Source organism: Cryptosporangium aurantiacum (assembly GCF_900143005.1).
GTDB lineage: Bacteria > Actinomycetota > Actinomycetes > Mycobacteriales > Cryptosporangiaceae > Cryptosporangium > Cryptosporangium aurantiacum.
The window spans coordinates 769,513-784,056 of record NZ_FRCS01000002.1; the positions used below are offsets into that span (position 1 = coordinate 769,513).

The 14,544-nt window shown below is 70.1% G+C and carries 13 protein-coding genes, 1 tRNA gene and 1 other RNA gene; 1 reads left to right on the forward strand and 14 read right to left on the reverse strand.

Going from position 1 to position 14,544, the window contains the following annotated elements; genetic code table 11:
• Positions 1–97 precede the first annotated feature (97 nt).
• The 6 genes from BUB75_RS10310 to BUB75_RS10335 form a co-directional block, all read right to left on the reverse strand.
• A complete protein-coding gene (locus tag BUB75_RS10310; protein WP_218617414.1) occupies positions 98–1,717 on the reverse strand; it encodes an ABC transporter substrate-binding protein in 1,620 nt (539 codons plus the stop codon).
• A 311-nt stretch (positions 1,718–2,028) separates the two neighbouring features.
• Positions 2,029–2,628: a recombination mediator RecR gene (recR, locus tag BUB75_RS10315; RefSeq protein WP_073254807.1), complete on the reverse strand. Its 600-nt coding sequence runs from the start codon at positions 2,626–2,628 to the stop codon at positions 2,029–2,031.
• Positions 2,629–2,634: 6 nt separating this feature from the next.
• Positions 2,635–2,967: a YbaB/EbfC family nucleoid-associated protein gene (locus BUB75_RS10320; protein ID WP_073254810.1), complete on the reverse strand. Its 333-nt coding sequence runs from the start codon at positions 2,965–2,967 to the stop codon at positions 2,635–2,637.
• A 119-nt stretch (positions 2,968–3,086) separates the two neighbouring features.
• Positions 3,087–5,378, reverse strand: coding sequence for a DNA polymerase III subunit gamma and tau (locus BUB75_RS10325; protein WP_073254813.1), 2,292 nt, complete (start codon positions 5,376–5,378; stop codon positions 3,087–3,089).
• A gap of 26 nt (positions 5,379–5,404) precedes the next feature.
• Positions 5,405–5,501: signal recognition particle sRNA small type (gene ffs, locus BUB75_RS10330), an RNA gene on the reverse strand.
• A 44-nt stretch (positions 5,502–5,545) separates the two neighbouring features.
• Entirely contained in the window at positions 5,546–6,556 is a 1,011-nt protein-coding gene (locus BUB75_RS10335; RefSeq protein ID WP_073254816.1) for a chitinase, read from the reverse strand.
• Between the two features lie 291 nt (positions 6,557–6,847).
• Between BUB75_RS10335 and BUB75_RS10340 the strand changes: the two genes are divergently transcribed.
• A tRNA-Ser gene (locus BUB75_RS10340) sits at positions 6,848–6,935 on the forward strand.
• 91 nt (positions 6,936–7,026) lie between these two features.
• On the opposite strand, the gene BUB75_RS10345 is transcribed toward BUB75_RS10340, so the two are convergent.
• From BUB75_RS10345 to BUB75_RS10380, 8 genes are all read right to left on the reverse strand, one after another.
• The gene (locus tag BUB75_RS10345; RefSeq protein WP_073254819.1) at positions 7,027–8,280 is read right to left on the reverse strand and encodes a tyrosine-type recombinase/integrase; all 1,254 of its coding nucleotides are present in this window, start codon (positions 8,278–8,280) and stop codon (positions 7,027–7,029) included.
• Complete coding sequence (locus tag BUB75_RS48455; RefSeq protein ID WP_073255282.1) at positions 8,277–8,486, reverse strand: helix-turn-helix domain-containing protein; 210 nt, start codon at positions 8,484–8,486, stop codon at positions 8,277–8,279. The genes BUB75_RS10345 and BUB75_RS48455 overlap by 4 nt, the downstream gene beginning before the upstream one ends.
• A gap of 203 nt (positions 8,487–8,689) precedes the next feature.
• Positions 8,690–10,051, reverse strand: a complete 1,362-nt coding sequence (locus tag BUB75_RS10355; RefSeq protein ID WP_073254822.1) for a DUF3631 domain-containing protein — start codon at positions 10,049–10,051, stop codon at positions 8,690–8,692.
• A complete protein-coding gene (locus BUB75_RS10360; RefSeq protein ID WP_073254825.1) occupies positions 10,048–10,929 on the reverse strand; it encodes a bifunctional DNA primase/polymerase in 882 nt (293 codons plus the stop codon). The genes BUB75_RS10355 and BUB75_RS10360 overlap by 4 nt, the downstream gene beginning before the upstream one ends.
• 179 nt (positions 10,930–11,108) lie before the next feature.
• A complete protein-coding gene (locus BUB75_RS10365; RefSeq protein ID WP_073254828.1) occupies positions 11,109–11,408 on the reverse strand; it encodes a hypothetical protein in 300 nt (99 codons plus the stop codon).
• A complete protein-coding gene (locus BUB75_RS10370) occupies positions 11,408–11,803 on the reverse strand; it encodes a hypothetical protein (protein WP_073254831.1) in 396 nt (131 codons plus the stop codon). Before BUB75_RS10370 ends, BUB75_RS10365 begins: the two co-directional genes overlap by 1 nt.
• Positions 11,804–11,825: 22 nt before the next feature.
• Positions 11,826–12,119 carry a hypothetical protein gene (locus BUB75_RS46170; protein WP_084740668.1) on the reverse strand — a complete coding sequence of 98 codons (294 nt, stop codon included), beginning with the start codon at positions 12,117–12,119 and terminating at the stop codon, positions 11,826–11,828.
• A gap of 163 nt (positions 12,120–12,282) precedes the next feature.
• Complete coding sequence (locus BUB75_RS10380; protein WP_073254835.1) at positions 12,283–14,469, reverse strand: cell division protein FtsK; 2,187 nt, start codon at positions 14,467–14,469, stop codon at positions 12,283–12,285.
• Between the last annotated feature and the right edge of the window lie 75 nt (positions 14,470–14,544).

Genomic DNA, 14,544 nt, shown 5'->3' on the forward strand with positions numbered 1-14,544 from the left:
TGATGTCCTTACGGGATTGTGCGGACGGGCCACACAAACGGGAGCGTCCCCCGGGTCGGGCTGTCATCAGCCCGCCCGACCCGGGGGACGGTGGAACTCAGCTCTTCGAGACCGAAGCGAAGCGCTCGTCGGTCAGCGGGCTGGCGACGAGACCGTCGATGTTTCCGGCGGTCGCGATGGCCGGCGGCGAGTGCGAGATCGGGACGGCAGGCAGGTACTTGCCGACCAGGTCACGGTTCACCTGCTCGTAGAGCGCCTTGCGCTTGGCGGCGTCCGGCTCGGCGTCCGCAGCCGCGATCTGCGCGAACGCGGCCTTGTCGGTGAAGCCGAACTCGGGCTTCTCCCGGCCGAAGAACGTGCCGACGAAGTTGTAGGCGTCGTTGAAGTCACCGGTCCAGCCCAGCAGGTGCAGGTCGTGCTTACCGGCCTGCTGGACGTCGTCCTTGTAACCACCGTTCCACGGCCGGACGACCGGCTCGATCTTGATGCCGACGGCGGTCAGGTCCGCGGCGATCGAGGTGTAGATCGACTTGGGGTCCGGCATGTACGGCCGGGTGACCTCGGACGGGTAGTAGAACTTCAGCGTCAGGTTCGTCGCACCGGCGGCCGCGAGCAGCTGCTTCGCCTTGGCCGGGTCGTAGGCGTACTCGGTGGCGTCGCTGGCGTAGCCGGTGAGCGTCTTCGGCATGAACTGCTTGGCCACCTCGGCGCCCTCGGGCAGCTTGGTCTTCACCAGCTGCTCGCGGTTGATCGCGTAGGCGATGGCCTGGCGAACCCGGAGGTCCTTCAGCTTCGGGTTCTTCTCGTTCATGCCCATGTACAGGATGTTGAACGCCGGACGGACCTCGACCTTCATGCCCTTGCTCTCCAGGGCCTTCCAGTCCTGAGCAGCCGGGTAGTCGATGATGTCCACCGCGCCGGACTCGAGCTCCTGCTTACGCGCGGGCTCCGACTCGATCGTACGGATGACCAGCTTGGCGACCTTGGCCTTCTCGCCCCAGTAGTCGTCGTTGCGCACCAGCGTCGTGGTGCCGCTCGACGCGTCGTACGACTGGAACTTGAACGGACCGGTGCCGGTCGGGTGCTCGGTCGCGTACGACGCGTACGTGAAGCTGTCGCCGGACTGCGTGACCTTGTCCGCGTCGTACTTCTTCAGCGCGGTCGGGCTGGAGATCGAGAACGCGGTCAGCGTGAACGCCGCAGGCAGCGCGCCGCGGAACTTGTTCAGCTGCAGGACCGCGGTCGTGGGGTTCGTCGCCTCGCAGCCCTTGTAGTACGGGTCGCCGCCGGCGTCGGTTTCGTTCTTCGCCCAACCGCCGAAGACGTCGCCGTAGTAGATCATCTGGCTCTGGGCTGCGGCGCCCTTCATGTTGAACCAGCGGTCGAGGTTGAAGCAGACCGCCTCGGCGTTGAAGTCCGAGCCGTCGTGGAACTTCACGCCCTCACGCAGGGTGAACGTGATCTGCTTGCCGTCCGGGCTCACGTCCCACTTGGTCGCCAGCGCCGGCTCCAGTTCGGCGGTGCCCGCCTTGTTCTGGATCAGCGTGTCGTACATCTGGCGGGCCGGCCGGTAACTCTCACCGTCGTCGTTGAAGATCGGGTCGAAGTTCTTCGGCTTCCCAGTACCGGCGATGGTCAGGGTGGCGTTGCTGTCGCCGTCCCCGCCCTCGCCCCGCTCGCTGTCCGCACACGCCGCCAGCGAAACCGCTAAGCCCACGCTCACAGCGGCGGCGAGTGCCCGTCGGACTCGGTACACGTAACCCCCAGGCAAATTTCAGGGACGCGAGTTGACGGCCAAGGTCGGCCAGTCCACCCTCTACATCCATTGACGTGCGGGGACGCTACCGCCGAAAGGGGCCACCAAGGCCCTTTGTGCTGGCCTCGTAATGTCACGTATTGGCAACGCGCGTGAGGTCTAACGGCGTGTCGCCGGTAAATGCGCAGGTCGGAAATCCGCTGGAAACGGTGCAGAGACCCTAGGCCCGTTCTCTCCGGTCCCAGTGGTCACCGGACGATAACCGTCAGGCGTCAGATGTCGAGGGCGCGGCGGCCGGAGAACGCGCGGCCGAGCGTCACCTCGTCGGCGTACTCGAGGTCACCACCGACCGGCAGACCGCTGGCGAGCCGCGTCACCCGCAGCCCCATCGGCTTCACGAGCAACGCCAGGTAGGTCGCCGTCGCCTCACCCTCGGTGTTCGGGTCGGTCGCCAGGATCAGCTCCTTGACCAGGCCGGACTGCAGCCTGGTCATCAGCTCCCGGATCCGCAGCTGATCCGGCCCGACCCCTTCGAGCGGATTGATCGCCCCGCCGAGCACGTGGTACTTCCCCCGGAACTCCCGGGTGCGTTCGATCGCGACGACGTCCTTGGGCTCTTCGACCACGCAGATCACGTCGTCACCCCGGCGCGCATCACGGCACACGCGGCACTCATCGGACTCGGCGATGTTGAAGCAGGTCCGGCAGAACCGGACCTCGACCTTCACCCGGCCCAGCACGTCGGCGAGCCGCTTCACGTCCGCCGGATCGGCGTTGAGGATGTGGAACGCGATGCGCTGGGCGCTCTTCGGACCGACGCCGGGCAACCGGCCCAGTTCGTCGATCAGATCCTGAACGGCGCCTTCGTACACGAATCCCTACATCCCCAGGCCGGGCAGGCCGGGCAGCCCGCCTGCCAGCGGCCCCATCGTCTCGGCGGCCGCCTGCTGTGCTTCCGCGTTCGCCGCACGGACCGCCGCCAGCACCAGGTCGGCCAGCGTCTCGGTGTCGTCCGGGTCGACCGCGGACGGCTGGATCACCAGACCGATGAGCTCACCGGTGCCGTTCACGGTCGCGGTGACCAGGCCACCACCGGCGACGCCGGTGAACTCGGCCTCCGCCAGCTGCGCCTGGGCCTCCATGATGTGCTGCTGCATCTGCTGTGCCTGGGCGAGGATCGCCTGCATGTCGAACCCACCATCAGGTTGCACGGCGAATCCCCCTTCAGAATGACAACGGCTTTCAGCCTACTGTCCGGGCAACCGGCCCGGGCGACGGCGGCTTCCCTCACTACTCATGCGGACGCCGGACCGCGCGCCAAATCGGTGCGTCAGTCGATCTGGCGGGCACCGAGGTGCTGTTCGAGCAGCGCGATCGCGTCCGCCTCGGAGTCGATCGGCCGCCCGGCCGACGCTTCGTCCTCGTCGTCCAGCGGCTCGTCGCCGGGGTCGAACCCGTCGTACATCGGGTCGCTCGGCGGCTCCGGCGGCAGCGGGACGTCGTCGTCCTCGACCATCGCCGGCGCACTACCGCCCGACCGCGGCGCGGGCGCACCGTGCGTCGTCGAGCCGAGCCCGGTACCGGCCGGGGCCGGGCTGACCGGGGCAGGGCTGACCGCGGCGGGGCTGACCGGAGCAGCGGAGGGCTGCGCGTGGTTGGCCGGCGCTGGGCTCGTGGGCGCGACGGACGGTGCGGAAGCCGGCGCGGAGGGCAGACCGCCCACCGGGGCAATCGTCGGCCAGTCACCACCGCCACCGGGGGGCGCGGGCGGCGCCGGAGCCGGTGCCTGCGGCGGTGCGGGCCCACGCCGACCGGTTCCGCCGCCCCCACCGCGGCCGCTCGGGGCGCCGTCGGCCTCGGCGCGGATCTTCCACCGGACGCCGAGCACGGTCTGCAGCACCTCCTGCAGCACCGAGACGCACTTGTCGTCGGACAGCCGCCGCACCTCGCCCTGGTGTTTGACCGCGAGCACGAGCTCGTCGCCGTTCACCTCGCGCGGGGTCGCGTTCTGCACCAGCGCCCACACCATCCGGCTGCGCTGCTTGGTCTGGTCGACGATCTGCGGCCAGACCTGGCGTACCGCGGCCGCGTCCATGCCACCGGCGGCCGGGGGTGTGGGTGGCGCGGTCGCTGCGGGTGCTGGCCGCGACACCGGAGCGGGGGTCTGGGCGGGCACCACGGGGGCCGCCGGGCGGCTCGGGGTTCCGGCGTCGGGCGTCGGCCGGCTGGGTGCGCTCGTCTCGGCGGCCGGGCGGGGCGGTGTCACCGGCGGAGGTGTCGGGCGCGGCGGCTCGGCAGCCGGGGCCGCTGGTTCCGGCGCCCGGGCCTGCGGAGCCGCTGGTTCCGGCGCCCCGGCCGCTTGTTCCGGCGCCCGGGCCTGCGGTGCCGACTCGCCGGGCGTCCGCCCCTGCGGTTGCACCGGCGCAGGTGGGGCAGCCGGCAACGTACCTTCGCCCGCGATCGCGAGACGCCGCTCCAGGCGCTCGAGCCGCTGCAGAAGGGCAGCCTGGCTCTCGTCGGCGGCTGGCAGCAGCATCCGCGCGCAGACCAGCTCGAGCAGCAGCCGCGGCGACGTGGTGCCACGCATCTCGACCAGGCCGTTGTGCACGACGTCGGCCATCCGGGACGCGGTCGCGACGCCGAGCTGGTTGGCGACCAGCGTCATCCGCTCCAGTTGGTCGGCGGGGGCGTCGACCAGGCCCTTGGCTGCGGCGTCCGGCACGGTGGCCAGGATGACCAGGTCGCGCAGGCGCTCCAGCAGGTCGGACGCGAATCGGCGGGGATCGTGGCCGGCGTCCACCACCCGGTCGACGACGCCGTAGAGCGCGGCACCGTCGTCGGCGGCGAGCGCCGAGCACGCCTCGTCGAGCAGCGTGGAGTCGGTGACGCCGAGCAGCGCGACCGCGTTCTGGTAGGTGACGCCGCCGTCGCCGGCGCCCGCGAGCAGCTGGTCGAGGATGCTCAGCGAATCACGCGCGGAGCCACCACCGGCCCGGACGACGAGCGGCAGAACGCTCTGCTCGATCGTCACGCTCTCGTCGGTGCAGATCCGGTCGAGCAGGCCGACCATCGTGCTCGGCGGGATCAACCGGAACGGGTAGTGGTGGGTGCGCGACCGGATCGTCTGCAGCACCTTGTCGGGCTCGGTGGTCGCGAACACGAACTTGACGAAGTCCGGCGGCTCTTCGACCAGCTTCAGCAGCGCGTTGAAGCCCTGCGACGAGACCATGTGCGCCTCGTCGATGACGTAGACCTTGAACCGGCTGTTGACCGGGGCGAAGAACGCACGCTCCCGCAGGTCGCGGGCATCGTCCACACCGCCGTGGCTGGCCGCGTCGATCTCGACGACGTCGAGCGAGCCGGGACCGTCGGGGGCCAGCGCGACACAGGAGTCACAGACGCCGCACGGATCAGGCGTCGGGCCGTTCACGCAGTTCAGCGATCGGGCGAGGATCCGAGCGCTGGACGTCTTGCCGCACCCGCGCGGGCCGGAGAACAGGTAGGCGTGGTTCAGCTTGCCGTTCTTCAGCGCCTGGATGAGCGGTGCAGTGACGTGTTCCTGACCAATGACCTCGGCAAACGTACGAGGCCGGTACTTGCGGTAGAGAGCGCGGTTGGCCACGCAGGCAAGCCTCCCACGTCCGGGAAAAGAAGGACCCCCCGTGCACCCGCCAGAGCCCGCTTATCCTTGCTGCCTTCCGGCCCTGGGGAGGTTCACAGGTTACGCGCCGCACGAGGGGCTGGTGAGAAGTCTACCCGGCGCCGCTCGGCGACCCGGGCCCGGGCTCGTTAGAGAACGGCCTTGAACGCCGACGCGAACGCGTACTCGTCCTGTTCGACGCCGCTGCAGGTAGCGTCCGGCTGCTTCGTGACGCTCGCGGCACACTGCGAGTCGCGCCCCACCGACCAGTAGCTGAGCATCCCGACGCCGTTCTTCGTGACGAAGTCGGTAACGGTCTTGGCGTCCTCGAGCGTGAAGGTCTCGGTAGTGAGGTCGTTCACGCCGATCATCGGCGTGATCCCGACCATGCTCCAGGCGTCCGCCGACTCCACGCCCTGGATGCTCTGGATCTGCTTGTGCAACCCGGTCGCGGACGCCGTGGCCGCCGCGCCCATATCCTGCGCCGCGACGTTGCCGCCGTAGTTCATCGTCATGATGTTGATGCGGTCGATCGCGACGCCGGCGTCGACGGCCGCCACCCACGGCGCCGTGGTGGCCGCGCCGGTCGCCGTGGTCGAGTCGGTCGGCGGCGCGGCCGCGAGCGTGAACGACACCTTGAGGTCGGCGTACTTCTCCTGCAGCGCGGCGATCGCCTCGGCGCGTGCGACGTTCGCGGTGGTGTTGGCCACCCGCGCGTCGCCCTCGACGTCGAAGTCCAGGTAGCGGACGCCGAGGTCGAGCAGCGTCTGCAGTTGCTCCTGGGTGGCGTCGGCGGTCTCGCACGCCTCGGCGACCTCGCCGCCGCTCGCGCCACCGCTGGAGACGATCACCTCGATACCTTTGTCGATGGCCGCGGTGATCTCGCTCTTGTACGTGTCGAGTGCGGTGGTGCCGTCCCAGGCGAGCGAGCAGGTGTCGCCCTCGGTGATCGCGAACGCGAGATGCAGGGCGTTGGCGCCGGTCTTCTCCGCGATCTGGGTGAGCGTGGGCCGGTTGGCAAGCGTCATGTACACGTAGGGCGCGTAGACCGTGGAGAGCGTCGTGTTCCCGCTGGCAGAGGTCGTGGCCTTGTCCTCGGTGTCGCGGTTCTGCAGCACGAGCACCGTGGCCGCCGCGGCGATGGCCGCGATCACCGCCACGCCCGCCAGGACCCACCGGCCTGGTCCGCCCTGCCGCCTTCTCCGGCCCCTCGCCACGAGTCCTCCTGCTGCCGCCGGGTCGTGCCCGGGCTGCCCCGCCCCACTGGCGTCATCGTGTCATCGCACCAGCACGGACGGAGACCGGGGGTCCGGCGTTTCCGGGTGCCAGCGGGGGTTTGTCAGGTCCGATGGTGGCGCGGCCGGGCAAGAACGGCCGTAGAGAGCGCTGTGCGCTTGCCCTGCGGAGCCCGCCGTACGAAAGCTGCTCGTGCGTCCGGTACCCTGTCCGGCGGAGGATTCGCCTAGAGGCCTAGGGCGCACGCTTGGAAAGCGTGTTGGGGGCAACCCCTCACGAGTTCGAATCTCGTATCCTCCGCCAGCCCTCTCACCAGGGCAAACGTCGGCCCGGTCCCACGGATGGGTACCGGGCCGTCGTCGTCTTACAGGGGCCTGTGGTCTCAGTTGTGGTCTCAGTTGGCTTTCTCGGTGTCCTCCTCGGCCTGCCAGATCAGGCCACCGACCTGCTTCGCGATGTCGTGCCGGACCTTTGCCGTTAGGTGCTGGTATCGGGCGGCCATCGCGGTGTTCGACCACCCCATGAGGCCCATGACGGCCCGGTCGGGCACCCCGAGCAGGAGCAGCACCGTGGCCGCAGTGTGCCGGGCGTCGTGCAGTCGGCCGTCCCGGATTCCGGCGTCTTTCAGCAGGTCTTTCCACTCGTGGTAGTCGGTGTTGGTGCTGAGCACTCCCCCGGTCGGCGTGGCGAATAGCCAGCCCTCGTCCCGCCAGAGTTGAGCGGCCTTGGCCCGTTCTGCCTCCTGAGCCGCTTTGTGCTGACGGAGTAGCGCCACCAATTCCGCAGGTAGTCCGATCGGTCGCTTTCCAGCGCGTGACTTCGTGTCGGCGGTATCCGGCCGGACGTTCTTCCGCTGCTTGCAATAGCCCGGCTTACGTCCGCAACTACCGCCGCACCCGTGCTCGTACTTCGGCCGCTGGCGTCCGCGGCTCACTCGGAGCGTGCCCGCGTCGAGATCGACGTCCGACCATTTCAGGCCGAGCACCTCCCCTTGGCGCAGGCCGAGCGCCAGAGCCATTGCCCACCGCGCGCTATTCCGCGGTCGCTTCCCGGCCACCGCCAGTAGGCGGCGCACCTCTTCGACGGTGTACGGCTCGATCTCCTCTTCCTCGATCCGGGGCGCTTTGGCCATGCCCCGTGCCGCGGGATTTCCGCGGGGCAGGTAACCGCGGCGATCGGCCACGCCGAGCGCCGTGCGGATCGTCCGGTGCGCCTGGTGCGCCGTTCCCGCACTACTCCCCTTCGCCACCATCCGCTTGTAGAGCGATTCCAGGTGTTCGGGCGTCAGTCGATCGAGCCGGTGGGCGCCGATTCCCGGGATGAGATGCACCCGCACGGCGACCTCGTAGGCGCTGTAGCTCGACTGCCGGACGCTCGGCTGAGCGACGTTGTGCAGCCAGTGTGTGAGCCACTCTGCAACTGTCCAGGGCGCCCCGATCTTGCGGACTTTGCCGCTGTCGCGCTCCTTCTCCAGCTCGCGGACCTTGCGAATTACGACCTTCTCGGTCCTGCCCCGAACATGACGGCGGTCCTCCTTGCCGTTGTCCTTGACGCCGACCGTGACCCTCCCGTGCCACCAGCCGTCCGAGCCTTCGTAGATGCTCGACGCGCCGTTCGGCCGACGAGTGGCCTTCTTCGGAGTCGTCATGCCGCCCTCCCTGCCGAGCGGAGCCGATTGACGTAGTCGTCCAGCGCCGACCGGGGGACGCGGCGGAGTCGACCGATAGTCACCGACTCCACTTCGCCCGACGAGACCAGCGCGTACATCGACGTCCGGCCGATCCGGAGGTGGCGCGCGGCCTCCTCCACGGTCAGGACGGGGTTAAGCGATACCAGGGGCGTAGCTTCCGGCAGGCTCTCGAACGTCGTCAGCTCCTCGTCACGGGTGGGTCGGGTAAGCGGCAGCGCGGGCGGCAGGTCACTGTGGCGGACGTCTGACGACCCGCTGAGAGCGCCGTAGGCGGCCTCGTTGAGGTCGGTCGGTGTGGTGGGTAGGGCGTCGGACGTAGCGGCGATTTCAGCGGCCCGGTTCCTCGTCCCGCTGTGGCGTCGGGCGCTCATTCGGCACCGCCGGTGCCCGTAGCACGGGGGGTATCCGTACCATCCGTACCAAGCTCGTTTTGACTGCTCGGGGGCGGTACGGATTGGTGGGGTGGTACGGATTGATCCGTACCGTACGCCCGTACCGGGACATCGGTTGGTACGGATTGATCCGTACCAGGGGGTGAATCCGTACCACGCGTGACCTGCGGAAACGAGGTTGGTACGGATGGTACGGATACCCCGGGGAGCGGGGGCATCTCGGCGTCCTCGGCCAGCTCATCGGCGGGCTGCTCGGGTGCCGGGCAGTAACGGTCCCATGCGTCTGTGAACTGTGCGCGGCGGTAGCCCTTGGCCTGCCCGACGGGGAAGCGGATCGTGTCGGACTTGATGTCGAACTCTCCAAGCAGATCACCGAGACGCTTCCCGGTCAGACCAGTCGGCCCGAACGTCGACCACGGTGCCTCGGGATCGGCGTTGAGCGCCTTAAGCAGATCCGAGGTGGTCACCGCGGGCGCGTCACCGAGCACGGTGAACGCGGTCCGGACGTCGGCGAGCAGCCGGGCGCGGGTCGACACGCTCGACTTCTCATCCGCCTCGGCGGTCAGCGTAATCACGGCATGCCGAGCACGGGCCGGCCAGTCACCTCCGGCGAGGTCGGCGACCGCGACGAGCGGCTCCCAGGTGTCCGCGGCCCGGTCCTCCACGGGCATCGGAGGCTCTGCCGCTTCGAGCACCTTCAGGTGCTCACGGAGCCACTCCTCGAGCTGCGCGGCCAGCTCGCGCAGCTTCGGGGTGTCACGCCGATGCCGGTACGCGGCGACGGTCTCACCAGGGGCGCGCCGCCGCATGCGGACGATGACGGCCCGGTCCTCGATCGTGTCGGGCATGGCCCCGATCCCGGCAAGCGCGGCCATCGCGAACGTGGGGATCTTCTCCAGCCTGTGGGCGTTGTTGTCCCACCGAATCGCCGGCCGGTTCCGCTGATGCCCGGCGTTGAGCAGCCCGCGGAGATCCTCGTTCGACTCGGCGTTCTTGCCGCCGAAGATCGTGTCTGCCTCGTCCACCAGCAGCGTCGGCGGGTCGTCAGTGCCGATCGCCCGGTACACCGCGGCCGGTGAGGCGTTGACCGTGATCAGGGGTGCATGGCAGGTGGCTTCCACGACGTCGAGCAGCCGCGACTTCCCGCACCGCTTCTCCGGCGCGCGGATGACCAGCCGCGGCGCGTGCGCCCACGCAGGTTGCGCGTGGGTCGCGGCGACCCACAGCGTCACCGCGTCTGCGGCCTCGGGGGTGGGCAGGACGACGTAGCGGATGAGCGCGGCGCGGACGGCGTTGAGCAGTTGTGCGCCGGTCAGCCGCGGTGTAGGCGTGGTCATGCCGCTACTCCGTTCGTGAGAGCACCCTCGGCGGTGAATCCGTCCTCGATGGCGGCGCGTATGTCGCGTTCGGTCTGGCCGGCCAGCCGTCCGACCCGGGTCAGGGCCGTCCAGGCGTCGGCCTCGGACAGGGCGCCCGCCAGGACCATGCGGGCCACGCCGCGGGAGGCGCCGTAGAGCGTCGTGCGGCGCTTGCCCTCCGGGGCGCGGGCCACCGTGTCCAACAGCGAGGCGAGCAGGGCGTCGGGGTTCGTGATGCCCCCGGCGTCCGGGCGCCGTTCGGTGCTCGGCGCGTGCACGGGTTCGGGTGGCTGGCACGCGGCGAGCAGCCGAGCGGGTAGCGCGCGGACCTCACGGTCTCCCACTCGCCGGTACGGCTGGCCCGTGGTCGGGTGCTGCGAGGGCGGCGCGACGATGTACCCGCCGTCAGCCTTGACGTCGATCCCGGGTCGGCCGGGCATCGGCCGGGAGCCGACCGGGCGGCCAGGGTGGGCGTAGTAGAGGTGCCAGCCACCCGACCCGGTGCGCACGCAGTAGGTCGGTGGCATCAGGGTCGTGTCGACGGCCCCGCCGTGCGCCGGGTCGATGTCGATGATGACCAGCCCGGCGACGGCCCCTGGTGGGCGTCCCGCCCGGATGGCGAGCAGTCCGCAGGGCACGCGGTCGTGCATCCGCTGAACGCGGTCAGGGTCGGTGCTGGCGGCGTAGAAGCCGTGGCAGGTCAGGCAGGGGCAAGCCTCCGGGTCGTGATTGTGGCCAGCGGCTTTGCAGGGCTGGCAGTTGGCGACGGGGCGTTTGGTGGTGCGTCCGAGGAAGAACACCGGCCAGCCGCGGGCGGCGTAGTCCAGTGCCGCGGCCAGGGTCGGAGTGGTGGTCATGGTGGGCTCCTCCGCCACCGGGAGCGGGGTGCTCCCGGTAGGCAGTCGGTGGGAGACCGGCGCGCACTCGCGGCAGCGCCAGCCAGCGGGATAGAGCCGAGCGCCCGGTGCTCCGCACGGACCGACACCGGCGCTACAGCGCCCCGGTCCGGGGATCCACGCGGACAGCTCGGCGGGGTTCATGCCGCGCGCCGTCCCGGGCGAGCAGCCGACGGGGTGAACGGCGCGGTGGCCGCGGCGGCGATGGTCCAGCCGAGCAGAGCCGCGGCCTGTCCGTGGCCGTTGGCCGCGGCGTCGAGCACGGCCGGGTCGGTGAGCAGCAGCACCAGGACGGTGGTCGGGGTGCCGTGGTGGTGGATGTCGTCGTGGGTGCCCGCGATGTCCAGCGCGGCTTGTTCGACGGCCGGGTCGGTGCGGGTCCACTGGCAGGCCGGGCAGTGCAGCGCGAACACCGGGGCGACCGGCAGGTCGGTGGCCATCAGTAGTCCTCGTCCTCGAAGTAGGAGAGCGAGAGACGCAGGTCGTCGTGGTCGCTGGTGAGCGCGGCGTCGAGTGCTTTGGTCAGCGCGAACGGGTCGTGGCGGAGGTGGTCGCGGACGTCCGTGGCGTCGGCGGTGAAGTCGACGTCCGGGAAGTAGTCGACCAGGGCCTGAGCGAACGCGTAGGCCCCGTCCAGCGTCGAGAAGTGGCCGTCGAAGCCGGTCGGGTCGTTGATGACCAGCCCGGAGGCGGCGTGCCGCACGGTCCAGCAGCCGTTGAACGTGCCGGTGGGGCTGAGCCCCGGAGTCAGGACCAGTCCGGCTGCGGGCAGTGCCTGGTAGCTCATCTCGGTCGTGTGCTTGTCCGGGCCGTAGGTGACGGTGGTGGTGCGCATGGCGGGTATCTCCTTCCGGGCGTCAGCGGTGGCCGGCGCGGTGGGTGCGGCGGAGGTAGTTCAGGACGTGGCGTCCGGCGCGCAGGCGGGCGCCGGTGCCGTCGCAGTGGGTGCAGTAGCGGAAGCCGCGGCCGATCCAGGCGCCGCGCTTGCCGGCGCCGTGGCAGCGGCGGCAGGCGGTGAACGGCCAGATCCAACACAGTCCGAGGTAGAACGGCGCGGCGATCAGACCGGCGAGCAGGAGCCATGCGAGAGGAACGAGCAGGTCACTGTAGGTAGCGGGATCGGGGGTAGAGGTAGCGGCGAGGGTGAGCACGGGATGCCTCCAGAGGCGGTTTTCGGGCGTGAGGTGCCGAGGCCGCGACCCGCTACCAGCGGAAATACGGCCTGATGGGGTGGGTTGTGGGCGGTAGCGGGTCGGGTAGCGCAGCCGCGACCAGTAGCGCGCCAGTCGCTACCCGACCCGATCCGTCAGTTGGTTACGCTCCGTTCGCCTTGCGGCGTTCGAGCACGGTCCGGACGTCGGCGGCGCGGGCGCCCTTGAGGTTCTGGCCGTCGCGCTTGACGTCCTTGCTCGGCACTCCGAGCGCGCGAGCCTGAGCGCTGATCGCGTCGGCGGTCAGGTCGGTGTAGTGCTCCGGGATCCGGTCGGCGAGCCGGGCGGCGATGACCGTCCAGTGCAGACCGGTCTCCGCCGCGGCGAACACCGAGGCGACGTCGGCGAGCACGTCCCGGGTCTCCCGCGCCACGCTCTCGCCGGCTGCCATGCCGGAGAGGGTGCCGGCGTGCTCGCGGAGCTTGCGCGCGGCGATCAGGATCTTCTCGGCGTCCTCCTGGTCCGCGAGGTACGTCCGCACGGTCGGGGTGGCGTCGCTGGCGCCGCGGAGCATCCCGACGCCCTTGTAGGTCGGCAGCAGCGTCGAGGAGTCGAACCCCTCGGAGTTGGCGCCCGCGCCGAGTACCAGGTCGGAGACCTGCCACGAGCCGGTGCGCAGCGCGAACCGCACCTGGTGGTTGTCGCGGTAGGAGATGAACTGGGAGGCGACCTGCCCGTTGCCGACGCCCGAGGGGCGCTGAGTGGCGTCCACGAAGATGATCCCTGCCGCGGGTGCGACCTTGACCAGGTAGACCAGCAGAGACGCGATCTCCTTCGAGATCTCCCCGAGGTCGAAGTACTCCTGGAACTCATCGAGCGCGACGAGCCAGACCGGCATCCGGAACTTCGGGTTACGGGCGATGTCCCGGGTGAGCTTGCCCTCCGGGCACACGTCGACCGGGAGCTGGGAGAGCCGCTCGTAGCGGTCCTGCACTTCGGCCTTGAGCCACCGCAGGAATCCGACCAGGATCTCGGCCGGGTCGCCGTCGCGGGTCAGCGCGAGACCGAACGCGTAGTAGTCGGCGACCAGGGCGAATTTCCGCCAGTCGGGCTTGCCGCCGCCGTCGAACACGGCGAGCTTCGTGTAGGGGTCAAGCGCGGCGTAGAGCGCGAGGGTGCGGGCGGCGAACGTCTTGCCCTGCCGGGGCTGCGCGCCGATGAGCAGTGAGGTCCACATCAGGTTGACCGAGACCACGTTGCCCCGCTCGTCCAGCCCGAACGGCGCGGGCTGCCAGATGTCGGTGGGCTTGCAGCGCAGCAGCGGCGAGCGGCCCGCGGGCAGCGCGAGCGGGTCACGGTCGGCGACCCACAGCACGTGCCGACGGTGCGAGCTGGGGTCACGTGAGATGAACACCTGTGAGAGCGCCACGTCCATACCGGACGCGATGGCGCCGCGTGCCTTCACCGCGTCGTCCAGGCCCTTGCCGTAGGGCAGGTCGACCAGGACGTGCGAGCCGCCGCCCTCGCGGGCCATCCGGGAGCCGAACTGGATCTGCTGCCCGTCCTTGTCCGGATCGCCGAGCTTCGCCGCGTAGTACGCCCGGAGCACGACGTCGGAGTTGAGCTTGCGGAACCGCGGCGCCACGATCGCCGTGCCGATGATCGTCCGGCCGGCCGGACGCCCGAAGTGGGCGAGCACGAGCAGCGCGGGCACGAGCGCGAGGTAGAGGTAGAGGCGCGGAACCAGCGCCCACGCAACGAACCCGCCGATGGTGACCGGCAGGATCTCGATGCCGAGCACGATGCCCCGCCACAGCCGGGTGGACTTGATCTCGCGATGGATCTTGAGCCACTCGTGCGGGTCGTTGGCGTCCGCGGTGTGCTGGAGCAACGCGAAGTGGTTGCGCACCCACCACCAACCGAGCTGCATCCGCACCACGCGCAGCAGCCCGCGGAGCGCGAACCAGAGCGCCTGAAGCAGGTACCAGGGCGACCGGACCGCGTGGAACCCGGACACGTACGCGACCTGCCCGAGGAACCGGGTGATCGTGTCCCGCAGGTTCTCCCGCCGCAGCGCGGTCGGGATGATCGGCCGGCGCGAGCCGTCCGGGGCCATCGCCGGGACGTCGACAAGCTCACCCACGAGCGGCGTCGACGCGCCGGGGTCGTCTAGCTCGATCTCGTAGGAGGTGTCCCGCACCTGCCCGCGGCGTCCGCGGGCCGCGTCCAGGTCGACCACGTCGGCGCCGTCCGGGTCGACGTCGGGCGTCGGGGTGTTCAGGTCGTGCTCGGCGCGGTTCCAGTCGAACCGGCCCGGGTCGGGCTCGTGCTGTTCGTTGTTGCTAGCCATGATGGGTCTGCCTCCCTGGCAGTTGAGGGGTGGTGCAGGGTGCGGACCGGTCCGACTTCTCTTGGTCGGGATCAG

What these genes read in the sequence shown, in the direction of transcription:
- BUB75_RS10345 (WP_073254819.1), bottom strand. Translation starts at nt 8,280, where the DNA reads ATGACGACTCCGAAGAAGGCCACTCGTCGGCCGAACGGCGCGTCGAGC.
- BUB75_RS10380 (WP_073254835.1), bottom strand. Translation starts at nt 14,469, where the DNA reads ATGGCTAGCAACAACGAACAGCACGAGCCCGACCCGGGCCGGTTCGAC.
- BUB75_RS10365 (WP_073254828.1), bottom strand. Translation starts at nt 11,408, where the DNA reads ATGGCCACCGACCTGCCGGTCGCCCCGGTGTTCGCGCTGCACTGCCCG.
- BUB75_RS10370 (WP_073254831.1), bottom strand. Translation starts at nt 11,803, where the DNA reads ATGCGCACCACCACCGTCACCTACGGCCCGGACAAGCACACGACCGAG.
- BUB75_RS10355 (WP_073254822.1), bottom strand. Translation starts at nt 10,051, where the DNA reads ATGACCACGCCTACACCGCGGCTGACCGGCGCACAACTGCTCAACGCC.
- BUB75_RS10360 (WP_073254825.1), bottom strand. Translation starts at nt 10,929, where the DNA reads ATGACCACCACTCCGACCCTGGCCGCGGCACTGGACTACGCCGCCCGC.